A 26,783-nucleotide genomic window follows, 5' to 3' on the forward strand; every position below is an offset into this window, starting at 1 on the left:
CGGTTACCCGACACCACGCAACACTCGCTGCCGGCTGGTGGCTAGCCTTGGCCGGGTGGGACTTTCACCCACTGGGTTTCACGACATCCTTTCCACCTTCTCGGTTTCCCGGATGTCCAGGCTTTGCCTGGCGCACTCAAAATTTGCTGCTGGCATTATTAGCTTAGCTGACGGCGTTTTGATACTTGCGCTGTTGTTCACAATGATTGCCTGTATTGTCTTGGGCATGGGATTACCCACAACAGCAAACTATGTGGTCACCGCCACCATTGCCGCACCAGCACTGATTAATGAGTTCGGCCTTCCGCCAATGGCAGTACATTTGTTTGTCTTTTATTTCGGCATCATCGCCGATATTACACCTCCCGTGTGTTTAGCCGCGTTTGCGGGTGCAGGCATTGCACAAGCCAACCCGATGAAGACCGGCTTTACGGCGGTTAAATTGGCGATTGGTGCGTTTATTATTCCTTATGCCTTCATTTATAATCCTGTGCTGGTATTAGTCGAACCTACGCTGCTAGGTCTTTTAAGCGCGCTGTTCTTTTCACTCGTAGGGATTATGGGCGTCAGCAGCGCACTACTCGGTTACTTTGTGCGTGATTCCTTCTTCGGGGAGCGTCTGGTACTGTTAGTCGCAGGGCTTGCCATGGTGGTTCCCGAGTTGCTAACCAGCGGTTTAGGCTTGCTTGCCATGGTGACAGTAGGCTGGCTTCAGTCGCGCCGACCTGATAAATCCCAGGAGGCTGCAACGCTCGCCCAATGAGCCATTATAAAAGCCTAGCTTCCCCCCGGCGCTTAGTCGCCGGGGCGGCTTTCAGGTCATCAGGAGCGCCAGGTTTGGCATCACGCAATCTTCCTTCTACGGCGGCTATGCAATGCTTTGAAGCAGCCGCACGCCATATGAGTTTTACTCGCGCAGCAGACGAGCTAAACCTCACCCAAAGTGCTGTCAGCAAACAAGTCGCGCACCTCGAAGCCACCTTGCAACACAAGCTATTTCGTCGCGTGCGACGTAGCCTGCTGCTAACCCCAGAAGGGGCTATTTTTTTAAGTGACGTACGCAAAGTGCTCACTCAAATTGAGATGTCGACGCAAGCGATAATGACCTACAGCGGTAATAGCGAGGTTCTTAAAATCGCCACCTTACCTAGCTTCGGTAGCCGCTGGTTGGCCAATAAGTTGCCCACCTTTTTAGCCGCCAATCCAGGCATTAGTTTGGAGTTTCATGACCGCGTAAAAGATTTCGATCTTGAGCAGCAAGATATCGATATTGCTCTGTTTTATGGGCATGGCAGTTGGCCAAGCCTTGCTTGTCATAAGCTTATTGATGAGGATATGGTCGCGGTTGCCTCCCCTGAATTACTCGCTCGGCACCCCATCCAGTCAGTGGATGACTTAACACAACTACCGCTACTTCACCTCTCGACACGCCCTGACGCATGGCACCATTGGTTTGCAAACCAAGAGATCATCACTGACCGTAGCTATCATGGCACCCGCTTTGAGACCTTTCCTATGCTGGTGCGAACGGCAATGGCAGGCGGTGGGGTCGCACTGGTTCCTCACTTCACCGTCGATGAAGAACTAGAAAGTGGCCGACTAACAGTTGCTTGGCCATATCGGCTATTCAGTGAGAATGCTTATTATCTTGTCTACCCTGAACACTTGGGGGAACTCGCTAAGGTACGGCGTTTTGTAGAACACATTACCCAGCTCAGTGACTTTCACTGACGTAACACGGCGCACTGCTAGTTTATAGTTAAACAACTAATAATTGCTTTGTGCCAAACAACTACTTCATTCCCCCCATTAAAAGCTTAACGCGATTAATATTTTTATACGCTTGATCTTTATAAAAGCATTGAGAAACTATCGGGCAGAAGCACAAACGAAGAGAACATCTTCTTACTTCACACTTCAAGCACACAGGGGCTATGAATCTCAACACGATGACTGAACGCTACCAGGTGCATCTGTGTGAAGACTGCTTCTTCCGCACCCTGGCTTACTTTAAGCAGAAACGTGGTGTGCAAAACTTATTCAGTGAAGAGTGTGATACTGAAGTGAAGGCAGGCGAACGTGGGATGATCGCTACAACGTCGCATCACGGTAGCTCAATCAATTGGAAGCAACAGGCCTCGATGGATGGATTGATAAGCCTCGCAGTGGTCTCACGCCTGTTTTGGACGAGAGCGATCATCAAAGATTGCAGGAACTCACCGCCGAACAGCCTTACCAGACTCGGTCCTTGCAGGCTAGTTTTAAAGAAGAGACGGGGAAGAACGTCAGCATGGTGGCCCTTCGCCGAGCGTTGAACAAAATGTCTTCAGACTCAAGCCTATCCGACACTCACTGCACTGCGTGACGAGACGGTTTTCCGAAACATCCAAGGCCTCATCAATTCACTCCAGCGGCAGTACCAGGGTGAGCACGAGTTCTATTATTTTGACGACTCAGGGTTTTCACAATCTTCATCGGTACCCTATATATGGGGCCACATTGGGCAACCTTGCAATGTAACCGCCTACTCACGCAGCTGCTAGCTGAACGTATGAGGGTTTCTCGACCGTGCAGGGAAATTGATCGAAGGATACGCACATCTCTATGGAATCTCCATAGAGATGTCAAAGGTGAAAACTGCTGAGTCACAACTTCATTTTACGCTGCTGATCGATCATATTGGCGGTTGTGGAGTTCACACGACCTTATTTCTACCTTACCTTATTGCCAGCAAGCAGGTGATGTAAGCAACACCACTGATTAGCCTCATCGCCTCAATCGGCGGCGAGTAAATAAAGTAGCTTTTGTGCGAACAGCACAGGCGCCTCCACCGATGGCACATGGCCAACACCTTCAAAAACCTCCAGCGACGCGCCATCGAGTTCTGCCGCCAGAGCTTCTAGCGTCGCGGGCGGGGTGGCCATATCCTCACTGCCACCAAATAGCTGCACTTTGACTTTCTTAGAAGCTAGTTTTCCGGTGAACGTATCGCGGCCCAGCATTTCACACAGCTGGGCGTAGGACTCATCGTCGCCACGGCCCATCTGGGTGCACCAGCCCGTTTTCAGCGCCAGGCTTGCCTCAAACGCTTTTGGTGCAAACCAGCGCGGCACAATCTCTTCAGACATCGCCGCCAGGCCTTCCTGGCGCACGCGGCCTGCGCGGGTGTTCCATTGATCCGGGTTGCCGATCACTGCGCCAGTGTTGGTCAGCGTAGCGGAGAGCAGGCGGTCGCTATGCTCTGCAATCAACTGCTGACCGACGACACCGCCAATGGACGTACCGGCAAAGTGAAAGCGCTCAGCGCCCGCCAGTTCTGCCAATGCCAGAGCCTCAGCGGCTAAATCAGCGGGCGTGATCTGCTCGCCGCTAACCGCCTGGCTAGCGCCGTGGCCGGGAAGATCCCAGGTCAGTACTCGATAGCGAGACAGAAGCAGGGGGATAACGTCGTCCCATACCGCCTGACTCATGCCCAGCGGATGGGCCAGCACGATAAGTGGGTTCACTTCCGCGCCGAGCAGTCGGTAGGCCACGCTGCGACCGTTGATGGTATGAAAAGCCATGTCTGCCTCCGTTAAACCCGTTCGATCAGCGTAGCGATACCCTGCCCTACGCCAACGCACATGGTACACAGCGCGTAGCGCTTACCGCTGTTGTGCAACTCATGAGCGGCGGTCAACAATAGGCGGGCACCGGACATGCCCAGCGGGTGCCCCAGGGCAATCGCGCCGCCGTTCGGGTTAACGCGCGGGTCATCGTCAGCCAAGCCAAGGTCGCGCATACACGCTAACGCCTGGGCGGCGAACGCTTCGTTAAACTCAAATACATCAATATCATCCATGGCGATACCAGTGCGCTTGAGTAGTTTCTGCACTGCCGGTACCGGCCCATAGCCCATGATGCGCGGCTCAACGCCAGCCGTGGCCATGCCGATGATTTTCGCCATTGGCTTCAGGCCGTGCTGTTTGACGGCTGATTCGCTGGCCACCAGCATGGCGGCTGCGCCGTCGTTGACACCAGAAGCATTGCCTGCGGTTACACTGCCGCCCTCACGGAAAGGCGTCGGTAGGCCAGCGAGCTTCTCAAGCGTGGTTTCCCGCAGGTGCTCGTCCTGGTCAAAAATCAATGGCTCCTGCTTGCGACGAGGGATCTCAATGGCGGTGATCTCTTGGGCGAAGCGCCCCGCCTTTTGAGCGGCAGCGGCTTTCTGCTGGGAGCGCAGGGCAAAGGCGTCCTGGTCTTTACGAGAGATAGCGAACTGCTCGGCGACGTTTTCTGCCGTTTCCGGCATGGAATCAATGCCGTAGGTTTTCTTCATCAGCGGGTTGACCAAGCGCCAGCCAATGGTGGTGTCTTCGATTTTTTGAGTGCGATCGAAGGCACTATAGGCCTTGCCCATCACGTAGGGCGCACGGGACATGGACTCCACACCGCCTGCCAGCGCTAGCTCCATCTCACCAGCTTTAATGGCGCGAAAGGCCGTGCCAACGGCGTCCATACCTGAGCCGCACAGACGGTTCATGGTGGTGCCGGGCACCGAGGTAGGAATCCCCGCTAGCAATGACGACATACGAGCCACGTTGCGGTTATCTTCACCGGCCTGGTTAGCGCAACCCATGAACACTTCTTCAATAGCGGCTGGGTCAAGATCTGGCGCTTCGGCTAATACGGCTTTAAAAATCGACGCGGCGAAATCATCAGGGCGCACGCTAGCCAAAGTGCCGCCAAAGCGGCCTACGGCCGTGCGGCGGGGATGGCAGAGATAGACATTATTCATGCTCATAACAACTCCTTATTCGCCCGCGTGGGCCCGTTCAGTGCGGGCTTTGAGCTCGCGTAAAATCGTCAGCTCTTTTTCGCTGGGCTCGGGCGTGCTCTCAAGCTGCTCGGCAAAGCGGATTTCCCAGCCGGTGGCGTCAATCACCTCATCGCGGGTTACTCCGGGATGCAGCGATACCACCACTAGCTCTTTGGTCTCGGCATCAGGCTTCATGACACATAGATCAGTAATCACCTGGGTGGGGCCTTTGCCGATATTAGGTACGTTATCGCGGCCTTTACCGTCGCGGCCAAAACCGAGTGTGGTGACGAAGTCGACGTCTTTCACAAACGCCCGCTTGGAGTGCTTTAGGGTGATAAACACTTCGCCCGCGTTGGTGGCGATTTCAGGCGCCCCGCCGCCGCCTGGCAGGCGCACCTTGGGCGCTTTGTAATCGCCGATGAGCGTGGTATTCAGGTTAGCAAAGCGGTCGATTTGCGCGGTGCCTAAAAAGCCCACGTCCACTTTGCCGCCCTGCAGCCAGTAGCGGAACATTTCCGGAACTGCAACGGTGGTCAATGCTGATTCGCACAGTTCACCATCGCCAATGGAGAGCGGCAGAATATCGGGTTTGGTTTGCAGCGTGCCGGACTCATAAATCAGCACCACATCAGGAGCGTGCGTCAGCCGCGCCAGGTTGGCAGCTTCCGAGGGCAGGCCGATGCCCACAAAGCAGGTCATGCCGTTTTCCAGCGCCCGCGCCGCGGTGACCGACATCATTTCAGAAGAGGTATATTCAAGGCTCATTAGTTATTCTCCTCTTTACTGTAAACGTTCTCATCGAGCCACAGAGTAAAGGTATCGCGGTCGCGTGCGATGGCATCCCACTCTTTATAGAAACGGTTGCTGCGACCGTAATAGCCGTGGGTGTAAGACGGCAGCGCGCCTTTCTCGGCCACCGCGACGGCGCTGATGGCCCAGCTGGGAATCACGCAGGCATTGGGGGTAGCCCCTAGGTCATCAACAATCTCTTCCACTGTGACGATGCTGTGCTTGGCGGCGAGCACTGCCTCTTTCTGTACGCCGACAATGCCTTCTACCAGCACGTTGCCCTGGCGATCCGCTCGCTGGGCGTGAATGATCGAAACATCCGGGCGCACCGACGGTACGGCCGCTAGGCGCTCCCCAGTAAAAGGGCACTCAATGAATTTGATTTGATCGTTGACACTGGGCAGTTCGCTGCCGATGTAGCCACGAAAAACAGCCAGTGGTAACCCCGCAGCACCCGCTTCAAAGGCACAGGCCATGGCTGCGTGGCTATGCTCAAGAATCTCGATTTTGCGCGGCCAGCCTTTCTCAACCGCATCGCGCAGGCGGTGCAGCGAACCCACTCCAGGGTTACCGCCCCAGGAGAAAATCACCTTTTTAGCGCAGCCCGCGCCAATCATCTGATCGTAGATGATATCGGGGGTCATGCGGATCAACGTCAAGTCGCGCTTTTTCTGACGGATCACTTCGTGACCGGCGGCAAACGGAATCAGGTGGGTAAAGCCTTCCATGGTCACGGTGGCGCCGTCTTGGACGTAGCGCGCTACCGCATCATGCAAGCTGAGAAACTCGGCCATAATGGATGCCTCTTAGCGTATCGTTGTCTGCTTATGGATAACTTGTTCGCGAAACGAACATAGATTCTCTATACGAACAACTTACTGTCGAATGCATACTGGGTCAAATTGCTGTTGAGCTAATATCTGCAAAGACGGGTCAATACATCAACTTATAGAAATCAAAAACCCATTGAATAACAATATGTTATTTATAAACACACCATGCACAGGCACACTTTGCCTGCGTTTTCCTACTACCAAGGTATATAAGGAAGGGGCACATGCAACAAGCATCGATAGCCCAAAAGCACAATTGTTCGGTATTCGAACATTATGCTAAATTAACACATGACCATGTATGCACTGGATGAGAGCACAATAATGGAAGACTTGCCCCAGGTAGAAACGCTTAAACCTGATGACCGTGACTTCGTAACAGCACTTGCTAGTGGCTTGGAAGTCATCATGGCCTTCGATGATTCCCATTCAAAAATGACGTTGAGCGAAGTCGCTGCACGCACGGGTATGAATCGAGCGAAAGCACGCCGATTCTTGCTAACGCTGAACGCATTAGGCTATGTGCGTAAACATCAGCGTTACTTTGAACTCGCCCCTAGAGTGCTTCAACTAGGATACGCATACCTTTCAGCAAATAATTACCGCAGCGTCATACAACAATATCTGGAAGATATTACAACTCAAAGTGGCGAGTCATCTTCACTTGGCGTGTTGGATGGAGACGATGTCATTTATGTGGCACGCTCTGCGGCACCACATCGCTTAATGGCGATTACTTTATCAGTAGGTACGCGCCTCCCAGCAGCGCATACATCTATGGGTCGCGTACTGTTATCGCAATTAACTGAATCAGAGCTAAATGCCTATTTGGAACGCATTTCATTGAAGCGATATACCGATAAAACCATCAATGATAAAGAGGAGCTAAAGAGGTGCATTGTTGAGGTACGCCAACAAGGTTATTCGATAGTTGATCAAGAGTTAGACTCTGGACTGCGATCAGTTGCCGTTCCTGTATTTGACATCCATGACAAGCTAATAGGCGCTATCAATATCAGCACCAACGCCGCACGCGTTGATATGGAAATGCTGTTAAATATTTATAAGCCCTTATTACAGGATAAAGCCCAACTTATCCGTCAAACGGTTAATACCTAGCTGTAGGGTCTCGGATGATCAAATGAGCTATAGGAGTTATCCTCTGCTGGCAGCCAGAGAGCTTCTACAGAAATTCATTCGGGAGCAGGTTCATGGACATCAAGCTGCATAAGCAGGCGACCACGACACCGAAGATCCGCGCCGAGATCTAGGCAGCGCCTTCCAGCATCACGGATAGCGAGCTGGCCCGCCAGCATGGCGTTTCACCCGCGACCATACGGCGCTGGCGGTACCGCGATGATGTCCATGACCGACCGCACACGCGTCACAACCTGCTGGCCACCCTCACCGTCCGAGCAGGAGGAGGTGCTGATCGCCGCTCGCGAATTCCTGCGCCACTGCTAAATTTTGCTTTCGATTTCCGGTAGGAACTCGAACAGATCGCCTACCAGGCCGTAGTCGGCGACCTGGAAAATCGGCGCTTCGTCGTCCTTGTTGATCGCGACGATCACCTTAGAGTCCTTCATGCCCGCCAGATGCTGGATGGCACCGGAGATGCCCACGGCGATATACAGATCCGGCGCGACGATTTTACCCGTTTGGCCGACCTGCATATCGTTGGGGACAAAGCCTGCGTCAACGGCCGCCCGCGAAGCCCCAATCGCCGCACCTAGCTTGTCGGCAATGCCGTCAAGCAGCTTGAAGTTATCACCGTTGCCCATGCCGCGGCCACCAGAGATGACCACCTTGGCGCCGCCAAGCTCCGGGCGGTCCGACTCGGCAAGCTCCTGCTTGACGAAACTGGACTGGGCGTTGTCAACCACGGTATCAACAGCTTCAATGGTGGCGCTGCCACCATCGCCCACGGCATCAAAGCCGGTAGTACGCACGGTGATGACTTTTAGCACGTCGTTGCTCTTGACGGTCGCAATGGCGTTGCCGGCGTAAATCGGGCGCTTGAAGGTGTCAGCGCTATCCACGGCAAGCACATCGGAAAGCTGGCTGACATCTTTCAAGGCCGCCAGACGCGGCAGCACGTTTTTGCCGGTGGTGGAGGCGCTAGCGAGCACGTGGGTGTAGCCATCGGCCAGTTCGACCAGCAGCGCGCCCATGGGCTCGGCCAGCTGGTGGGCGTAAACGACGTTATCCGCGACACGTACCTTGCTTACGCCGTCGAGTTTGGCGGCTGCCTCAGCCGCGGCTTGAACGCCTTCACCGGCAACAAGAACGTCAATATCGCCGCCGATCTGTTGTGCGGCCGCAATCACGTAAGCCGTCGCACCGGCCAGCTGGCCTTCATGCAGGTCGGCAAGTACCAAAATGCTCATAAAATCAGCTCCTTTCAAAGCGCTTATCTCAAAGAACTTGTCTCAAAGTACGGGTTGTAAATAGCCGACCTTAAAGAACCTTGGCTTCGTTTTTCAGTTTGTCGATCAGCTCGTCTACCGAGGCGACTTTGACGCCGCCCTTGCGCTCGGCGGGCGACTCTACTTTGAGCAGACTGACCTTGGAAGCGACCTCGACGCCGAAGTCGGCGGGGGTTTTCACATCCAGTGGCTTTTTCTTGGCCTTCATGATGTCGGGCAGCTTGGCGTAGCGCGGCTCGTTGAGGCGCAGGTCGGTAGTGACAATCGCGGGCAGCGTCAGCGCGATGGTTTGCAGACCGCCGTCGATTTCCCGTGTGACGTTGACTTTGTCACCATCGACCGCAACTTCCGAGGCAAAGGTGCCCTGGGGCAGGCCAGTCAGCGCGGCGAGCATTTGGCCGGTCTGGTTGTTGTCGGTATCGATGGCCTGCTTGCCCAACACTACCAACCCTGGCTGCTCCTCTTCGACCACTTTGGCCAGTAGCTTAGCCACGGCCAGGGATTCTGCGCGCTCGTCAGTCTCAATATGAATGGCGCGATCCGCACCCAGCGCCAGCGCGGTGCGCAGCTGTTCCTGGGCCGCTTTGGGACCGACCGTCACGGCGACCACTTCCGTAGCAACGCCCTTCTCTTTCAAGCGCACCGCTTCTTCCACGGCAATCTCGCAGAAGGGGTTCATGGCCATTTTGACGTTGGTAAGGTCGACATCAGAATAATCCGCTTTGACACGAATTTTGACGTTGTAGTCGATGACGCGCTTCACCGCGACAAGTACTTTCATGAAAAATCCTTAGTGATATACATAAAAAGTGGATTAACCGACGACGCCGTCACTTTTAAATTGCGATAGTTGCTCTGGTGAAAGGCCAAGGTATTCAGTAAGCACATCATTCGTATCCTGCCCTAGCAGTGGTGCCGGCCTTTTATACTCTACTGGCGTATCAGAAAGATTAATTGGGCTCCCAACCATCTCGAAATCAGGATTCATGGGGTGGGGGATGTTGACTAACATGCCACGAGCATCCACTTGAGGCTCCGCCAATGCATCGGCAATGTTATTGATTAGCCCGACAGGCACTTTGACCTTACTTATCCTCTTCACCCAAGCGTCCGCTGTGTCGCGCTTGAAATGGTCCGATAGAATCTGAGTAATTACCGCTCTGTTCCTGACGCGATCTTCATTCTTTGAAAACCGGGGATCCACTGACAATTCGGGCAGTTCTATCGCATTGCACAATGCGGCAAACTGAGAGTCGTTGCCACAGGCGATAATGAAATCCTTATCACTTGCATGGAACGAGTTGTAGGGCACGATATTGGCATGCGCATTACCGTAGCGGCCAGGTGATATGCCCGTACTTAGGTAGTTTTGGCTCTGATTACCCAATGCAGCCAGCTGTACATCCAGTAATGCCATATCGCAATGCTGACCACGCCCTGTTTTTTCACGAGCCAGTAGCGCTGCCTGTATAGCAATAACCGAATACAGGCCCGTCATCACATCGGTGACAGCCACGCCTACTTTCTGCGGGCCGCCACCTTGAACATCATCACGTTCACCAGTGATGCTCATCAACCCGCCCATACCCTGAATAATAAAATCATAGCCAGGCTCCTGCGCACGGGGCCCCGTCTGACCAAACCCCGTAATGGAACAATAGACCAATCTCGGATTAAGGCTTGAAAGTGAGTCGTAATCCAGCCCGTATTTCTTTAAGGAGCCAGCTTTGAAATTCTCTAACAGCACGTCGCTCTCGGCAGCGAGCGCACGTACAATTTCCTGACCTTTTTCGGTAGCAATATCGACAGCTACCGAGCGTTTATTGCGATTGGAGGACTGATAGTATGAGGTTTCCTGAGTATTTTTACCGTCAGCATTCTTCATGTAGGGGGGGCCCCAGGCACGAGTGTCATCCCCTCGCCCAATGCGCTCCACCTTGACAACATCAGCACCAAGATCCGCTAGCACTTGGCTGCACCAGGGACCCGCCAACACCCGGCTCAAGTCCAGTACACGAACTCCCGTTAGCGCTCCCATAGCACCCCTCTCTTTTGAACCAACATAATTCCTCTCCAACATCACCGAGCACCCGATGAGGGATGCAACAGAGATATACCAAGCATGGCACGACGGCGCAGCCAAGGGCTTGGCCGATACCGTGGGTCTCCCGTCAATGCGTGGATACGCGTGAGTATGCCAAGTAACCGTTTCGGTTCTAGGGCATCTCCCCACGCCAGCGGGCCTTGGGGATAGTTGAGCCCGAGCCTGACGGCATTATCGATATCGGCAGGCGTGGCAATCTCACGCTGGGCAATATCGCAGGCCAGGTTCACCACTGCGGCAAGCACCCGCTGAGAGACAAATCCCACGCTGTCACGGATCACCGTTACGTAGGTACCGTCTGAAGCAAATAACGCATGCGCTACGTCGCGCATTTCATGCCGGGTGACCGGCGTCACCATCAGCGTACGATGACGCTCAAGGCCCATGAGCGCATCAAGACAGACAGTGCGCTCTGGATCGGTACCGAAGTACGCACTCGCACTCACTGCATCATCACCAAAGGGCAGCAATATGCAGAGCGCTTCCTCCGAGGGTGAAGCCGTTTGCTCGACTCGCCCGCCAAGCGACGCTAACAATGATGCCACGTGCGTATGCAGGCCGGTGTCATCGCATCCCACCCAGATGGGCGGTAAATCAGTGATCTCAGGCACCGGCCGAGAAGCCGGCACATCGACTTTTTGACCTTTTTCATAGCGATAAAAGCCAACGCCTGTCTTGCGGCCCAAGCGGTTACCTTTCAACATCTGTCGGGATATATAAGACGGACGGTAACGCTGATCGTGATAGAACTGCGTGAAGATCGCCTCCATCGCTGGGTGCGACACATCCAGGCCCGTTAAATCAAAAAGCTCAAATGGCCCCATCCGGAACCCAGCCTCTTCGCGAAGAATACGGTCGATATCCTCAGTCGGTGCTACGCGCTCCTCAAGGATTTTCAAACCTTCTGTGCTGTAGGCTCGCCCAGCGTGGTTGACGATGAAACCAGGAGTGTCCTGGGCACGCACACCGGTATGCCCAAGTCGGCTTGCCAGCTTGAGCAACGTGTCGACGACAGCTTCATCCGTACCGATGCCCCCGATCACCTCAATAACCTTCATCAACGGCACGGGATTAAAGAAGTGGAAACCGGCCACTCGATCACGACAATTCAAGTCAGCGGCAATTGATGTGACCGAGAGTGAAGAAGTGTTAGTCGCCAGAATGCACTCTCGGTCAACAATTGCTTCCAGATCAGCGAATAGCGCTTGCTTGATTCCCAGATCCTCAACAATTGCCTCGATCACCACGTCGCAATCTGCCAAAGCCGGCAAAGATTCGACGACAGAAAGATGAGATAACGCTACCTCAGCCGATTGCCGAGTTATTTTGCCCTTCCCCACTAGTTTATCGAACGTTGCCTTTAGGCCATCACGAGCCTTGTGGGCTGCCCCTTCATTCTTGTCAAACAGCACAACATTCAGGCCAGACTGGGCAGCAATTTGGGCGATCCCCGCCCCCATCACGCCGGTTCCGACAATGCCTAGCCGGTTCACGTCTCTCGCCATTACGACGCTCCTTGATAATTCGGTTTGCGCTTCTCGACAAAAGCCGCGGCGCCTTCCTTCTGATCCGCCGTGTCAAAAAGCATCTGGAAAGCTTTCCGTTCAAGAACCAAGGCACTCTCCAGCGGCAAATCGGCGCCCGCTAGTACTGTTTCTTTAATTTGCTCTAGCGCCAGTGCTGGCAAACGCGCAATGTCTTTAGCCAATGTATTGGCGCGCTCCAATGTCTGATCATCGGCCACCACCTCGCTCACCAGGCCCATGTCCAGCGCCTCAGGGGCCTTCACCATGCATCCGGTCATCAACATGCGCATGGCCTGAAATTTGCCAACAGCTCGAACCAATCGTTGTGTTCCACCAGCGCCGGGCATCAAGCCAAGCTTAACCTCTGGCTGTCCAAATTGAGCCGACTCCCCAGCGACGATGATGTCGCAGTGCATGGCAAGCTCGCAGCCACCTCCTAGCGCGAAGCCGTTGACCGCCGCTATGACGGGCTTAGGGCAGTGCGCAATCGGCTCCCAAAAGCGCTCATTGTGTCGTAAATACATTTCGGTCGGAGAGGCAGTGGCAAACTCCTTCACGTCAGCACCGGCTACAAATACCTGCTCACCTCCCGTCAGCACGATGGCTCTAACTTCGTCATCTTGGCTTAAAGATAAAAACATCTCGGCAAGCTGACACCGAACAGCACCGTTGAGGGCATTCTTGGCATCTGGGCGATCGATTCGAACCACCGCCACTCCATCATCAAGCGAAGCAAGATAGACCTCGGCGGGCGACTGTTTGTCCGTCATATAAACCTCGTCATTATGTCCGCACTGCAAACATTTGTTTTGCTAATGAGGTTATTTTTACACAGCTCATCGAACAACTGTCAATTAGGCCAAAACAGCCTTACTATAAAAATCTTATTAATCAAATATTTATACTAAAAAAGTTTTTTATATCTTGCATAAGACATTAAAACCCAAAGTCCGCACTGCGGACTTTTAGTCTGCATACTTGACATATCTTCATCGGTAAACGCAAAATCGATTCAATAAGCAAGCCACGAGTGGAGCATAACTCGGTGAAGACAACAGACAGTCAGGGTGACTATCAGATCGTGGTGGACCCGATGAACACAGCAGGCGAGCAGGAGGAGGACCGGCAGTTTGTGACGGCGCTGGCCAGAGGGCTTGAGCTATTACGCTGCTTTACGCCCAGCGAAAGCGCCCTTAGCAATCTTGACCTAGCGAAGAAGTCGGGTTTGCCGCGCCCTACCGTCAGCAGGCTTACCCACACGCTAGCTCGACTGGGCTATCTGCGCCCTTTGCAACGTGGGAAATACCAGTTGGATGTGGGCGTCATGTCCTTTGGCTATTCGATGATATCCAACCTACCAGTTCGCGCGATTGCCCAACCCTTGATGGTAAACCTTGCTAACGAGGTGGGTGCAACGGTGGCTATGTCTGCACGTGACCGACTAGACATGGTTTATCTCGACGTGGTCCAGAGTGCTCTTCGCTCTACCATCCGTCGTCAGATCGGTACGCGCCTGCCCATCCACCAGAGTTCGGCGGGGCGCGCATGTCTCGCTGCCATGCCCACTCAAGAGTCTGATGTGATGATGAATCACCTACGGGACTTGAACCCTACAGAGTGGCCAGCCATTCGAAGATCATTGGAGCGTGCTTTTCGAGACTACGCTGATCACGGGTACTGCCTATCGATTGGTGAATGGCAACGCAAGGTTAATGCCGTTGCGGTGCCCCTCCATCATCCTCAGCTTGGAGTTCTCGCGTTCAATTGTGGTGGCCCCGAATTTCAGATATCACGTGAAAAGCTGGAAGAGTCTATCGGGCCGCAGCTAGTGCAACTGGTCAACGATATAAAGACCCAAATCTCATAAGCCACACCACATTTTCCGACGTACAAATTCATATCAAGAGGCACGCACATGATTCGTGATCAGGAAACGATGCAGCTCCTGCTCGACTCCATCCGTAATTTTGTTCAAGAAGAGCTGATTCCACGTGAGGAAGAAGTCGCTGAAAGCGATGAAATCCCCGAGGACATCGTTTCACAAATGCGCGATATGGGGCTCTTCGGCCTCACCATCCCCGAGGAGTACGGTGGACTTGGGGTGACCATGGAAGAAGAAGTCAATATCGCGTTCGAGCTTGGACGGACATCTCCCGCCTTCCGCTCTTTCATTGGCACTAACAACGGTATTGGCTCAATCGGCATCCTGGTCGACGGCACCGATGAGCAGAAGGCCAACTACCTCCCCCAGCTAGCCAGCGGCGATATCATAAGTTCCTTCTGTCTAACCGAGCCTGACTCAGGTTCGGATGCGGCCTCACTGCGCACAACGGCGGTGAAGGATGGCGATGACTACTTGATCAACGGCACCAAGCGCTACATCACGAATGCACCACATGCTGGCATCTTCACCGTCATGGCACGTACGAATGTCGAGATCAAGGGTGCCAAGGGCATCAGTGCATTCATCGTAGAAGCCGATACCCCCGGCATTACTATCGGTAAGCGCGATAAGAAGATGGGCCAAAAAGGCGCTCATACTGCGGATGTTATCTTCGACAATGTGCGGGTACCGACCAACGCACTGATTGGTAAGCAAGAAGGAGTGGGGTTCAAGACCGCCATGAAGGTTCTGGACAAGGGTCGCCTGCACATTGCCGCCATTGCGGTCGGCGCCGCTGAGCGAATCCTAGAGGACTCTCTACGCTTCGCCATGGAACGCAAACAATTTGGCACCCCCATCGCCGAGTTCCAGCTGATCCAAGGCATGCTGGCCGATTCCAAAGCCGAGATTTATGCTGCCCGCTGCATGGTGCTCGATGCCGCTCGCCAGCGCGATGATGGCCACAACGTCAGTACCGAGGCCTCTTGCGCCAAGATGTTCGCAACGGAAATGTGTAGCCGTGTGGCCGACCGCGGTGTGCAGATTCATGGCGGCGCTGGCTATATCAGCGACTATGCCGTTGAGCGGTTTTACCGTGATGTGCGCCTATTCCGGCTCTATGAGGGGACAACTCAAATTCAGCAGGTGATCATTTCGCGTAACATGATCCGCAACGCCCAATAATAAGCACACACAACGCTCCCTACTTGTGCCAAGGTCCCTTGCCGATCCGCTAAGCTATTTGGCAAAGACTTGCGCACAAGCCGGAGCTTGAAACCAGCGAAGTACTTGACCCCCTCAGCTTGCTAATCGAAAGAGGACGGCGGCCATCATCAACGATGTCGCAAGAAATGCGCCATTCCAACGCAGGCCGATCTGTCCCGCCGTCATCCCTGTAAAACGTGACATGATCATCATCGCGGCCGTGAACGGCGACGACACCATCGTCAACGACCAGCCCGACAGCATCGCAGCCGCCAGCAGCGGCAACGACACGTTTTCCAGCCCCACTTGGGCCACCATACTGGTCAAGAAGGTCACACTGATAATCGGATTAACGCCGACCTGGGCAAGAATAACGATCAGCATGAGCACGACTGCCGGCAACCAGTTGCCAAGGGCAACAAGCAAGGAGGCCACCCCGCCCAGTTGGGCAGGATCAAGCAGCGCCACGCTGAGATAACCGAGATAGGCCCCCGAGCCCAGCGCCACGACTTCATTACCAATGCCACCCAACACCTCAGGCAAGCGACGGGCTAGCATGACAGTAGCGGGCCCAACGCCCGCATAGCTAATGCCACGACACTGCCAAGCCAGCCAAATCCAGGCTCCCAAAGGGACACCAATCACAACCGCCTGAGGCAACCGTAGCGAAAGCACCGTTGCAAGCGCAAAAACCAGCATCACTAACGCAAGCAGCATCAAGCTAAAAGCTGCCAGCGGCATCAGTGAGGGCCGTGCGACTAGCGCTACCCGCGCTCTTGGGGGAGGCCCTGCAACGTGATCACAGGCCCAGCCCAACAGAAATAGAATGATGGCCGACAATAATACGTAGGGAAAGAGCTCACCCCAGGTCAGCGTTTCAAGATTAGCCAAAACGACCGCGACACCGATACCTAGAGGAGAAACCAGCGGCGCCAGAGTGAAACCGCGCAAGGTTGCCAGAAGCATGCGTCGGCGACGCACCTCTTGCAGCCACACTCTCCCCTGAGCTGAGCCAAGAGTGTTGGACTTGTCGATCATCGACATGAACAAGTTCAACACACCGAAGTTGAGCACGATTCCGAAAAGGGTGGAGCCCAATGAAAGGATCGGATAACGCCAGGTGGGTGGCTGCAACAGCAGGCTATGACCGCAGCGACGGATGAGTTTTGAACGGTAAGCTGGCAGGCGAAGCACCGCAAGTGCCGTCATGAACGCCGCCAGGAATACAAAGCCACCTGCCGCCTCATGGAGCACAGCCCAAGGTGAAGGAAGCCTCCATAGAGCAAAGAACGAAGCTACGACACAGGCCAAAGCTAACATGCGCGCCATCAAGCTGAAACGCGGCCAGCCTAGCATTAGAAAGCCCGTCAACATAAGTTGAGCCAAGCTTTCGGCCCACGTTACACCACTCAATAAATGCACTACAGCCAGCACTGCCACACCAGCGAGCAAACGGCTAGACCAGACGTTTGCAACTGATTCATGTCTGCCGAGATGCATGGTTATCCCCACCTCCCTGATATAAATCGAGCCGACCCCCACCAAGAAGTCGGCTCGATTTACTTGAGCCTTAAGCCCACCCTGCGGGCTTAAGGAAAGTCGTCATTTATAGCAAGGCCCGCAGCGTCAAGTGCCCGCCTCTGACTCATTGGCACTTTGTTTCGCTTTGTGTCGTGAAGACATAAAGCGATAAATGGCCAGCAATATAGAGCCTACTGTTAGGGCAATGAAGAACCAGGTGATCGGGCCACGTACGAAAATCGACAGGTCGTTAGAACCGATCAGCAGTGATCGTCGCAAGTTGTCCTCGAACATCGGCCCCAAAATGAAACCAATTAGGAAAGGGGCAGCCGGAATGCCCGTACGATTAAACACATAGCCCATAAGCCCAAACGCCAACATTAACCAGACATCGAATGTGTCGTTATTGACCGCATAAGCACCGTATATGCAGAACATCAATACGATAGGAAACAGAATCGACTTGGGGATATCCGCGATCAGGGAGAAGTAGCGGATTGCTGCACTACCCACGAACAATAGGATCACTGAACTGAGCATGATACCTAGGAAGAGGGCATAGATAAGCGACAGATTTTCCTGGAACAGGAGTGGACCCGGGGTCAATCCATGTACCATGAAGGCGCCCAAGATAATGGCGGTGATCACATCACCAGGGATACCTAACGACAATAATGGGATCAGTGTGGCCCCTGCTACACCATTGTTACCCGCCTCAGAAGCAGCTACACCTTCTATCTCCCCTTTGCCAAAGCGTTCTGGGTGAGGCGAACGACGCTTGGCATCACTATAAGAAATAAAGGCAGCAGCAGTAGCACCGGTGCCCGGAATAGCACCAATAATCACACCGATCAAGCTGCCGCGCACGATGCTTTTAAGGCTGCGTTTAAGCTCAACGAAAGACACACCGGCACCGCTAGCCTTCGCCCGGATATGAGGCACCACCTTTTTACGATAAAACTCCATGATCTCTGGTATTGCAAAAAGGCCGATTAACAGAGGAATGAACGAAATGCTGTCCATCAAGTTGTAATTGCCAAAGGTCAGCCGCTGTGAACCAAACACAGAATCCAGCCCGACCAGTGAAAGCAAGATGCCTAGAAACGCCGCAATCAGACCCTTGATCATTGATCCACTGGCCAAGGATATAATGATGGTCAATGAAAAGCAGATCAGCCAGAAGAACTCCGGCGCGCCGAAATTAAGGGCGATTTTCGCCAAATAAGCGGCGAAAAAGATCAGTGCAATGTTAGATATAAAATCAGCGATTACCGATGAGTAGAGCGCCATCTTTAGCGCCTTCTTTGCCTCGCCCTGCTGAGCTAGCGGATAACCATCTAGTAATGTACAAGCCGACGCAGGCGATCCAGGTGTACGGATTAAGATCGCCGTAATAGAACCACCATACATACCGCCCTTGTAAATACCTACCAACAACAGTATGGCCGCAACCGGCTCCATTGAAAAAGTAAACGGTAGCGCCAACGCCACTGCCATCGTGGCAGTGAGGCCCGGGATGGAGCCAACGGTCACGCCAATAATCACACCTATAGCTATTGCCACGAAATTCTCTGTGGCCAGAAATAGCTGCAGTACTTCTGTAATATTATCCATAAGTCACCAGATCTTGAGAGATGGCCGCTGGGTCAGAACGGCAACATCGGCAGCGGTACGTTCATGACCTCGGTAAACAGTAGCGTGATGCCTACAGGGAAGACGATGGCTAGACCGTAGACCCATAAAGTACGCACTGGATGAGCAATGAACAGTATAAAGGTGGCGAGGATCCCGCTAATTATCGCTCCCAACATCTCGAACAAACCTGCGTAGACAACCAGGGCCACGACCATCAGGACAAAGCGTAACCACGCACCACGCTCGAAGCGGCGCCCACTATCCTCAGCATCATCAGCAACTAATACACCCTGGACGATCATTAGCAGAGAAAACACCAACAGCAGCCAGCCAACGATGGTCGGCAGCCAACGCGGCGACATCATCGGATTCTGCATGATAGGCGGCTGGCCAATGTAGTTGGGAATTAGGTAGAACAGTAGAAGCAGGGCAAAGCCCAGCAATATAACCCCAGCGACCACATCCCACGAATCTTTGATCAGCGTGCCACTAGTAGAGTGCGACTTCGTCATCGGGGGTTCCCTCTCGACGTAAAAAGCTCCGGAAGTAAACCAACTGAGGCGAGGGTGTAACCCTCGCCTCATCATGCAGTGTATTCAACAATGAATTATTCTTGGCGAATACCCGCTTCAGCCGCTACTTCATCCCAGCGGGCCACTTCCTCAGCGATGAACGCTTTGAACTCGTCACCAGCAACCGCGCCCGGCTCGGCGCCCAACTGATCAACGAAGCTAGTAAACTCTTCACGCTTCATTACTTCCTGCAGTGCTTCTTGCATGACCGTCATGGCTTCTTCTGGAAAGGACTCATGAGCAATCAGACCAAACCAAGCGGTAGTGGTGAACTGATCAAGGTTATATTCACCGATTTCTTCTAGGGTCGGCACGTCGGGCAAGTACTCGGAGCGCTCAGCGGAAGTAACCGCCAGCGCTTTCAGATCACCAGACTGAATATGCGAGAAAACAGTGGGCATGTTCTCGAAAGAGACGTCGACATCTCCGCCCAATAGCGCAGGTAGGGCTGCACCACTACCAGCGAAAGGCACTGCCGTCATATTGGTACCGGTCAGAGTCTTGAAAAGCTCACCTGACATATGTATAGAACTTCCCACACCACTGTGGCTAAAGGTCATATTCTGCTCTTTAGCTGCCTCGACAAACTCCAATACGTTGTTATAGGGGCTATCAGCCGGCACCACCATGACGTTGGGAATGTCGATCAAGTTCTGAATGAACACAAAATCTTCGACAGGATCATAGGTAAGATTGGGGTAAATGGCAGCACCGATGGCGTGACCTGGTGAAGCCATCATAATTGTATGGTCAACGTCTCGACCGCCGCGAGCCAAACGACCAGTAGCCACCGTAGAGCCGGCACCAGGTCGGTTCTCCACCACAACGTTTGCATTGAGTTCTTCCTGTAGCAGGTTAGCGACACGACGTGATAGCACATCGGTGGTACCACCCGGCGCATAAGGAACTATAAGACGCACGTCGTCAGTGGGCCAGTCTTGAGCCTGGGCAGTAGACACCGAAAGGGAAAGTGCAGCAACACCGCAGGTGGCTAATGCTAGGACATTGAGTAGCTTGTTCATAATTACCCCTGATCTAATAATTGTTTACTATGCGTACATTTATTCGCAATACGTTCACAGGTTACTTGGAAAGAGCGAAAGCCAGGTATCCAACTTTAGTTTTACATCGTAAATTTTTTATTTGAGCAATAACTAATACACTGGAGCCAGTTCGCTACACTCACTCTCTGGAAGAGAGTTTTTAAGCTAAAATTTTAATTAATTCATAAACGCTTTTTAGTGATTAGCGCCTATACAGTTGCCACTGGAGTAACCGGTGAGCCAATCGCACCTGGCAAGCGCAAAGGTGGAGCCGTCAGTAAGAAACGATTACGCCCTCGACTATGTAGCCAATCTGCCAAGTCTTTCAGGTACCAGAGTTCGGCCAGGGGCAAACCTAGCTTGAATAGGCAATGGAGATGCAGCGGAAGTTTAGAGCAACAGTCAGGTTCCAGTTCGCGATCAAGGTTCTCCACCGCGTAGTTATCAGCACAGATCGCCGCGATACCACTCGAGGTAATCCACTCAAGTAGCGCCGGATCACTGCCATCAAGTACTGCCCCAGTGTTTTTTAGAACGTCCGGCTGGGGAGTTCCCTTCATGTCTAGCAATGCTTCGGCAAACCCTGTGCGCAATACCAGCATATCACCTTGCTCCAACACTACGCTCTGCTGTTCCAGCACCTCAAGCAGCTCTCTGTACCCTATCAACGTTCTTCCCGAACCGAAGGCTCGCACCAGGTCCACTAAAACACCCCGGCCCTGCATGCCATGCGCGGCCAGTGTCTCAATGCCAAGGCGTCTAGCATAGGAATCGTGACGCTGGGAAGGCTCTGCGCTTAAATCCAGCACATCTTGCGCCGCCATGTAGCCATTGTAATAGCGCCGCTCAGGCGAGCCGTCGTCATCACCATCAAAAAGAGCTCCCACATGGGCCAAGGAGTCCCACTGAGTGGAATACTGTAACGATAGCTGGACTTGGTCGTCACTGATGATGTCGTTCAGCTTGGGGTTATGAGTGGAGAGGGGAAAGTTGATGTACTGGTCTTCATCGAGCGCCGTCGGGGTCAATTTCGGTGGTGAACGGCGAGGATTCAGTACTTTCCCACCGGGGATATCCAAGGGCAGAGATAAGCAGAACGTTACGCCCTCCTGGACTTCCTGGACGCCTTTGAGGACCTGCTCTGTCCCGATCAAGTTGACACGCCCCAATTGATCATTGGGCCCGAAATCTCCCCAATTGCTGCCTTCGGGACGTTTCTTCCAGCGCGGCTGATTCATGGTTCATCTCCATGTGAGTCTTGTGCAGCGAGTTCAATGATGCGCTTCAGTTTGCTCCGCTCATGCGCCTGGTGACGCGCAAGCAACTCGTCGCTCCAGCGGTAAAATCCTAGCCCTACCTTGGCACCTAGACGCCCCTTGGCTACATACTCTTCAAGAAGCGCTGCAGGCTGCTGACTTGCATCGAGATCTGGATAGAGATATCGAGCAATATGCAGATGTGTGTCCAGCCCGTTGAGATCGCGCTGGCACAAGGGGCCATTCAAAGCCAGCCGCACACCGATGGAGTACTGCACGATGTCATCCAGCGCTTCAGCCTCTACCACGCCTTTCTCCAGCAGGGAGAGGCATTCACGCATGACCGCATGCTGGATCCGATTGGCAACGAAACCGGGCACGCAAGTCTTCAACACCGCTGGCCGTTTTCCCAACTGCGTCAGCCAACCGCAAGCCTTTTCCACTGTCTCAACCTCTGTGTGGCTACCGGGAACGACTTCCACAGTGGGCACAATGTCCGCGGGGTTAAAGAAGTGAGTCCCCACGAAGCGTTGCGGAACGCGCATGATACTGCCTATTTCGTCGATCGGTATCCCCGACGTATTAGTCATGATGATGGTGGCGTCATTCACGCTGGCCTCGATTTGCGCCACGACCTTCTGTTTGACCTCGACATTTTCGGTCACGCTCTCAATGACGAAATCGGGGACCTCCGTCATCTTCAAATCCGTAGCGAAGCAAGTCGTCGCCGCATGGGTTGCTAAACGCTGACGGCTGGTCTCCAACACATGCGGATTGGTATCCACAACGGTGACCTTGACACCATTCACCGCCATCAACTTAGCCAGTGTGGTGCCCATGGTGCCAGCACCCACCACGACTGCTCGTAAAGCTTTTTCTTGCATCAGCTCTCTCCCCTAGCCTGGAATGGCGACTTATCTCAAACGGCATAGACAAATGTCGCATTGAATAAAATGATTCGCAGGTTAAATATAATCTCACAGTACGAACTTGTGTTCGCTATACGCACACAATAAACCATGACCAACATACCTACAATAAGAGGCCGCTTTCTATGAATGCGCTGGCTAATTTCTTCACTAGGCTCGTTAACCGGTACATGCCTGACCCTCTGGTCATCGCTATCCTCCTGACCGTACTCACTATGCTCCTGGCGGTGCTAGTTCAAGGCACTAGCCCACTGAATGCGGTGCGTTACTGGGGCGATGGCTTCTGGGATCTGCTGGCCTTCAGCATGCAGATGACGGTCATCCTTCTGGCAGGCTATATCCTCGCCAAGACGCCTTTGGTGGATGGTGCTCTCAACCGCCTCGCCGCACGCGTCAAAACACCGTTCATGGCGATTGTCGTCGCCACCCTGGTGGGCGGCATTGGCAGCTGGCTGAATTGGGGGTTCGGCTTGGTAATAGGCGGTATCGTGGCTCAGAAGCTGGCACTCAACGTAAAAGGCTTACACTACCCCCTTGTGATCGCCGCAGCGTACTCGGGTTTCGCCCTTTATGGCATCGGCCTGTCAGGCAGTGTCCCGCTGCTAATCGCCACTGAGGGGCATTTTCTTCAAGATGCCATCGGCCTGATCCCATTAAGCGAAACGATTTTCTCGCCCATCCTCTTAATCACCAGTGCTCTGATTCTGCTCACCTTGCCTTTCTTCAATGCTTGGCTGCACCCCAAGCTGGACAAGGATATCGTTGAAATCGACCCCAGCACTGTCGCAAAGCCTACTGCAGCGCCCTTACCCGGCGACGTGAAAGTCACCATTGCAGAGCGCTTGAATCGTAGCCGGGTGGTAGGTATCGGCATTGGCTTGCTGGGCATGCTGTATATAGCGCTGTACACAGTCGACGGAGGCTCGCTGAACCTCAACACTGTCAACTTCGCCTTTCTGTTCCTGGGGATACTCCTTTTTGCATCACCAGCCAACTACTTGGCCGCACTGGCTGACGGGATCCGCATCGTCTCGGGTATTATCGTGCAGTACCCTTTCTACGCGGGGATCATGGGAATTCTGGTGAGCTCAGGCCTGGTGGTTTCGTTTGCGAATATCTTCGTTGATATCTCCAGTGCCCAAACCTTGCCTATTTGGTCATTCATCAGCGGTGCCATCATCAACCTGCTGGCACCATCCGGCGGCGGTCAATGGGCAGTCCAGGGGCCGGTCATGGTGCAAGCCGCCACTGAAATCGGCGCTTCCCAAGCGGCCACCGCGCTCGCCGTACAGATTGGCGACCAGTGGAGCAACATGATCCAGCCGTTTTGGATCCTTCCGGTGCTGGCCATTTCCGGTTTGAAGTTGCGCGATGTGATGGGCTATATGGTGTTGATCCTGATCTACCTGGGAATCATCTACGGCAGCGCCATGCTTATTTGGGGCTACCTCAGCGCTTAACCACGTTTACTAACTGAGGTTTGCAAATGCCTTTTTTGATAGAGACCTTCGACAAGCCCGATCTCCAGACCTTGCGCCTGGAGGTACGTCAACAACATCTAGAATATCTGGATGCCAACGTGGATATTCTGCTGGCCTGCGGGGCCAAGCTCTCCGATGACGGTGAAACGGCATCAGGCGGCATCTACCTGCTCGACCTGGACAGTCGAGAGGAAGCTGAGCGTTTTATTGAGGGCGACCCATTCCACCAAGCGGCACTATTCGACGAGGTCAAGATCGTGCGTTGGCGGCAGGCCTACCTGAACCGAAAGAACACCCTTTAGGGCAGGCACAATCTTATCGCGACAATACAATGGAGAAATACGATGTTGTTTCATGTAGAAATGGTAGTAAAGCTCCCGCCCGACATGCCGGCCGATCAAGTGGCTGACATCAAAGCAAGAGAGAAAGCCTACTCACAAGAGCTACAACGACAGGGTAAATGGCGCCATCTATGGCGAGTCGCCGGCAGTTACGCCAACGTCAGCCTCTTCGACGTCAATGACAACGACGAACTGCAAGAAGTCATCAGCGGCTTACCCTTGTTCCCCTACATGGATATCCAAGTAAAACCGCTATGCCGCCATCCCTCCTCAATACGTGAGGACAACACATAACTAAGCCCCATCGCCTCGCTGAACTGTCGGCGAGGCTGACTTTCCTACCAACTTCATACTCAATCACCGTGCCTATGCCGAGGAACTCTAATGAGTCAAGACGCCGCTCAAAGCCAAGCAAATCAAATCCACTGCGCTGTGGTGACTGGCGGGGCGAGAAACATCGGCCAGGCGATCGCCTTGCGTTTACAGAAAGATGGTTATCGCGTGATTGTGGTGGATATCGTCGAACCCGAAGCCCAATCACTGCAAGCGGATGCCCACCAAGTCGACCTTTCTGATGCCGATGCGACTCGCCGTGTTATGTTGGATATTTCCGAGCGTTTTCAGGTGACACGACTGATCAACAATGTCGGCATTGTTGCCCCGGCACTGATTGAAGAAGCACAGCTTGAAGACTTCGACAAATTGATGCACCTGAATGTGCGTTCGGCACTGATCTGCACACAGTCGTTGTTGCCTAATATGAAGGCGAACGGTAAGGGGCGCATCGTTCTGAATACCAGCCGAGTGGTACTTGGAAAAGAGGCGCGCACCATCTATAGCGCCACTAAAGGAGCGCTACAATCTATGGCCAGAACATGGGCCCTAGAACTCGCTGAACACGGTATTACAGTTAATTGCGTTGCTCCTGGTCCTATTGCCACAAGCGCTTTCTGGCAAAACAATCCACCCGATTCTGAGCGTGCCCGACGCATAGTCGAAAATATTCCGTTAAAACGCATGGGCCAGCCTGAGGATGTAGCCCAGGCAGTAAGCTTCTTCTGCGACGAACATAGTGGATTTATCACTGGTCAGACGCTTTTCGTCTGTGGCGGTGTCACGGTGGGTTAAGTGTAAGGCGCCTGGGCTCTGATCTATAGACACCCCTTCAGCTGTAATGTGATGTGCTACAGAGTGTTTAATCCCGGACTGTGCAAGCCCATACCAGATTGATGCGCCCTTAAATGGGGTATGCAAATGGAAAATGCGTCATAACAAGGCGCATGTTCGAATTTACAAGTGCGCTGCTTGCACCTACCCCGCCTTTTTTGCACTATCGCGGTGCAAAAAAGGCGGGGTAGGTGCATCATCCAATCCAAACATTCTTTAAACATTTCAAACGCTCTCAATGGAGTCTACACGGAGACGTTTAAATTGACGCCAACTATATAAAGAGGGGCCTAACAACATACTCCCGCAGACAACAACCCCTTCAATCAACTTACATAGCCAATTTACCCATGGAGTCTCTATCAACAAATAAGCAATTGAAGACAATTACCCATGAAAACACATTAAACTTAATAAACGAAGCTTCTCCATGGCACATTCACGCATAACTTTTTCATATACAAAGGGTTGCGCCGATTAAAAAACATGGTAATCATATAGTAAGGAAAGGCTAAAAGGGATGCCTTAAGAGAGTTAACGACGTTACACAATGCAAATAAACCAGGGAGTTAAGCTCAAGTCTGGTGTATGGGAGGAGGTAGGAAGGGTGGCGTATCCTGTTGATTGATCACGACCAAGATCTCAACCAACACGAGTGGATACGCCATGGCCGATTCTACCCTCCGGACTCTTTCACAACCAGAACCCCAGGTCGCTGACCCGCTGCACGAGCTGCTGCGCCAAGGTGCCCGTGACCTGATCGCCAAGGCCGTCGAGGCCGAGTTGGCCACCTTTCTGGCGCAGTATGCCGATCAGCGGCTCGACGATGGACGCCAGGCCGTGGTCCGCAACGGCTACCTGCCCGAGCGCACGGTCCAGACCGGGATCGGGGATGTCAGCGTGCAGGTGCCCAAGGTGCGTGACCGCAGTGGCGGTGGCGCTCGCTTCAACAGCAGCCTGCTGCCGCCCTATCTGAAGCGAGCCCGCAGCATCGAGGAGTTGATCCCTTGGCTCTACCTGAAGGGGATCTCCACTGGCGACTACCAGGAGGCGCTGGCGGCACTGCTGGGCGACCAGGCCAAGGGTCTGTCGGCCAACACTGTGTCACGGCTCAAGAAGCAGTGGGAGGACGAGCATACCGAGTGGCGAAAGCGGGACCTGTCAGACCGTCGCTACGTCTACTGGTGGGCCGACGGGGTGTACAGCAACGTGCGCATGGATGACCGCCTGTGCCTGCTGGTGATCATCGGGGTCACCGAGCAGGGCCGCAA

General features: G+C 53.6%; 25 protein-coding genes and 2 pseudogenes. 12 read left to right on the forward strand and 15 right to left on the reverse strand.

The genetic code is table 11. The features are described from left to right. The 3 genes and pseudogenes from AC13CN_RS01355 to AC13CN_RS01365 all read left to right on the forward strand — a co-directional run. Nucleotides 1-763 (forward strand): TRAP transporter large permease subunit (locus tag AC13CN_RS01355; protein WP_483052964.1); only part of this gene is annotated, 763 nt, incomplete at its 5' end. 74 nt (nt 764-837) lie between these two features. After that, nucleotides 838-1,731, forward strand: coding sequence for a LysR substrate-binding domain-containing protein (locus tag AC13CN_RS01360; protein WP_054641047.1), 894 nt, complete (start codon nt 838-840; stop codon nt 1,729-1,731). A 382-nt stretch (nt 1,732-2,113) separates the two neighbouring features. Beyond that, nucleotides 2,114-2,540: pseudogene (locus AC13CN_RS01365) on the forward strand (transposase); the annotation flags it as partial. A gap of 234 nt (nt 2,541-2,774) precedes the next feature. On the opposite strand, the gene AC13CN_RS01370 reads toward AC13CN_RS01365, so the two are convergent. The 4 genes from AC13CN_RS01370 to AC13CN_RS01385 are packed head-to-tail and all read right to left on the reverse strand — an operon-like array spanning nt 2,775 to nt 6,384. Then, nucleotides 2,775-3,563: an alpha/beta fold hydrolase gene (locus AC13CN_RS01370; RefSeq protein WP_074211369.1), complete on the reverse strand. Its 789-nt coding sequence runs from the start codon at nt 3,561-3,563 to the stop codon at nt 2,775-2,777. An 11-nt stretch (nt 3,564-3,574) separates the two neighbouring features. Continuing rightward, nucleotides 3,575-4,777, reverse strand: coding sequence for a 3-oxoadipyl-CoA thiolase (pcaF, locus tag AC13CN_RS01375; protein ID WP_074211669.1), 1,203 nt, complete (start codon nt 4,775-4,777; stop codon nt 3,575-3,577). A gap of 15 nt (nt 4,778-4,792) precedes the next feature. Next, nucleotides 4,793-5,566, reverse strand: a complete 774-nt coding sequence (locus AC13CN_RS01380) for a CoA-transferase subunit beta (RefSeq protein WP_054641536.1) — start codon at nt 5,564-5,566, stop codon at nt 4,793-4,795. Then, nucleotides 5,566-6,384, reverse strand: a complete 819-nt coding sequence (locus AC13CN_RS01385; RefSeq protein ID WP_074211368.1) for a CoA transferase subunit A — start codon at nt 6,382-6,384, stop codon at nt 5,566-5,568. The genes AC13CN_RS01380 and AC13CN_RS01385 overlap by 1 nt, the downstream gene beginning before the upstream one ends. 363 nt (nt 6,385-6,747) lie before the next feature. On the opposite strand from AC13CN_RS01385, the gene AC13CN_RS01390 reads away from it, so the two are divergent. Beyond that, nucleotides 6,748-7,542 carry an IclR family transcriptional regulator domain-containing protein gene (locus tag AC13CN_RS01390; RefSeq protein ID WP_074211367.1) on the forward strand — a complete coding sequence of 265 codons (795 nt, stop codon included), beginning with the start codon at nt 6,748-6,750 and terminating at the stop codon, nt 7,540-7,542. 92 nt (nt 7,543-7,634) lie between these two features. After that, nucleotides 7,635-7,878: pseudogene (locus AC13CN_RS01395) on the forward strand (transposase); the annotation flags it as partial. 5 nt (nt 7,879-7,883) lie between these two features. On the opposite strand, the gene AC13CN_RS01400 reads toward AC13CN_RS01395, so the two are convergent. The 5 genes from AC13CN_RS01400 to AC13CN_RS01420 all read right to left on the reverse strand — a co-directional run bounded on the left by AC13CN_RS01400 (nt 7,884) and on the right by AC13CN_RS01420 (nt 13,249). After that, on the reverse strand, nt 7,884-8,810 hold the full coding sequence (locus tag AC13CN_RS01400) for an electron transfer flavoprotein subunit alpha/FixB family protein (protein ID WP_074211366.1): 927 nt from the start codon (nt 8,808-8,810) through the stop codon (nt 7,884-7,886). A 70-nt stretch (nt 8,811-8,880) separates the two neighbouring features. Continuing rightward, a complete protein-coding gene (locus AC13CN_RS01405; protein ID WP_074211365.1) occupies nt 8,881-9,630 on the reverse strand; it encodes an electron transfer flavoprotein subunit beta/FixA family protein in 750 nt (249 codons plus the stop codon). A 33-nt stretch (nt 9,631-9,663) separates the two neighbouring features. Continuing rightward, the gene (locus AC13CN_RS01410; RefSeq protein WP_353848319.1) at nt 9,664-10,929 is read right to left on the reverse strand and encodes a CaiB/BaiF CoA transferase family protein; all 1,266 of its coding nucleotides are present in this window, start codon (nt 10,927-10,929) and stop codon (nt 9,664-9,666) included. After that, nucleotides 10,929-12,458, reverse strand: coding sequence for a 3-hydroxyacyl-CoA dehydrogenase (locus AC13CN_RS01415; protein WP_228219725.1), 1,530 nt, complete (start codon nt 12,456-12,458; stop codon nt 10,929-10,931). The genes AC13CN_RS01410 and AC13CN_RS01415 overlap by 1 nt, the downstream gene beginning before the upstream one ends. Then, complete coding sequence (locus AC13CN_RS01420) at nt 12,458-13,249, reverse strand: enoyl-CoA hydratase (protein WP_287837137.1); 792 nt, start codon at nt 13,247-13,249, stop codon at nt 12,458-12,460. Before AC13CN_RS01420 ends, AC13CN_RS01415 begins: the two co-directional genes overlap by 1 nt. A gap of 275 nt (nt 13,250-13,524) precedes the next feature. Between AC13CN_RS01420 and AC13CN_RS01425 the strand changes: the two genes are divergently transcribed. Further along, a complete protein-coding gene (locus AC13CN_RS01425; RefSeq protein ID WP_197746068.1) occupies nt 13,525-14,346 on the forward strand; it encodes an IclR family transcriptional regulator in 822 nt (273 codons plus the stop codon). A gap of 48 nt (nt 14,347-14,394) precedes the next feature. Further along, nucleotides 14,395-15,546: an acyl-CoA dehydrogenase family protein gene (locus AC13CN_RS01430; protein WP_137094765.1), complete on the forward strand. Its 1,152-nt coding sequence runs from the start codon at nt 14,395-14,397 to the stop codon at nt 15,544-15,546. A gap of 114 nt (nt 15,547-15,660) precedes the next feature. On the opposite strand, the gene AC13CN_RS01435 is transcribed toward AC13CN_RS01430, so the two are convergent. From AC13CN_RS01435 to AC13CN_RS01460, 6 genes are all read right to left on the reverse strand, one after another. Beyond that, nucleotides 15,661-16,887: a hypothetical protein gene (locus AC13CN_RS01435; RefSeq protein ID WP_483052965.1), complete on the reverse strand. Its 1,227-nt coding sequence runs from the start codon at nt 16,885-16,887 to the stop codon at nt 15,661-15,663. Nucleotides 16,888-17,193: 306 nt separating this feature from the next. After that, nucleotides 17,194-18,702: a tripartite tricarboxylate transporter permease gene (locus tag AC13CN_RS01440; RefSeq protein WP_137094767.1), complete on the reverse strand. Its 1,509-nt coding sequence runs from the start codon at nt 18,700-18,702 to the stop codon at nt 17,194-17,196. Between the two features lie 32 nt (nt 18,703-18,734). Then, nucleotides 18,735-19,235, reverse strand: a complete 501-nt coding sequence (locus AC13CN_RS01445) for a tripartite tricarboxylate transporter TctB family protein (protein WP_054641539.1) — start codon at nt 19,233-19,235, stop codon at nt 18,735-18,737. A 95-nt stretch (nt 19,236-19,330) separates the two neighbouring features. Further along, on the reverse strand, nt 19,331-20,317 hold the full coding sequence (locus AC13CN_RS01450) for a Bug family tripartite tricarboxylate transporter substrate binding protein (protein ID WP_054645260.1): 987 nt from the start codon (nt 20,315-20,317) through the stop codon (nt 19,331-19,333). 230 nt (nt 20,318-20,547) lie between these two features. Further along, nucleotides 20,548-21,576 (reverse strand): cyclase family protein, encoded by a 1,029-nt coding sequence (locus AC13CN_RS01455; protein WP_172515056.1) that lies wholly within the window; start codon nt 21,574-21,576, stop codon nt 20,548-20,550. Then, the gene (locus AC13CN_RS01460; RefSeq protein ID WP_228219727.1) at nt 21,573-22,478 is read right to left on the reverse strand and encodes a 3-hydroxyacyl-CoA dehydrogenase NAD-binding domain-containing protein; all 906 of its coding nucleotides are present in this window, start codon (nt 22,476-22,478) and stop codon (nt 21,573-21,575) included. Before AC13CN_RS01460 ends, AC13CN_RS01455 begins: the two co-directional genes overlap by 4 nt. Nucleotides 22,479-22,648: 170 nt before the next feature. Here AC13CN_RS01460 and AC13CN_RS01465 point away from each other — a divergent pair, with 170 nt between their 5' ends. The 5 genes from AC13CN_RS01465 to AC13CN_RS01485 all read left to right on the forward strand — a co-directional run. After that, the gene (locus AC13CN_RS01465) at nt 22,649-23,983 is read left to right on the forward strand and encodes a short-chain fatty acid transporter (protein WP_074211358.1); all 1,335 of its coding nucleotides are present in this window, start codon (nt 22,649-22,651) and stop codon (nt 23,981-23,983) included. A 26-nt stretch (nt 23,984-24,009) separates the two neighbouring features. Further along, nucleotides 24,010-24,306: a YciI family protein gene (locus AC13CN_RS01470; protein WP_137094773.1), complete on the forward strand. Its 297-nt coding sequence runs from the start codon at nt 24,010-24,012 to the stop codon at nt 24,304-24,306. Nucleotides 24,307-24,348: 42 nt separating this feature from the next. Continuing rightward, complete coding sequence (gene catC, locus AC13CN_RS01475; RefSeq protein WP_137094775.1) at nt 24,349-24,639, forward strand: muconolactone Delta-isomerase; 291 nt, start codon at nt 24,349-24,351, stop codon at nt 24,637-24,639. A 90-nt stretch (nt 24,640-24,729) separates the two neighbouring features. Continuing rightward, a complete protein-coding gene (locus AC13CN_RS01480; RefSeq protein WP_172515058.1) occupies nt 24,730-25,473 on the forward strand; it encodes an SDR family NAD(P)-dependent oxidoreductase in 744 nt (247 codons plus the stop codon). 705 nt (nt 25,474-26,178) lie between these two features. Beyond that, nucleotides 26,179-26,783, forward strand: a 605-nt coding sequence (locus AC13CN_RS01485; RefSeq protein ID WP_483052966.1) for a transposase, incomplete at its 3' end; no start/stop codon positions are given.

Source organism: Vreelandella sp. L-25, from assembly GCF_056857535.1.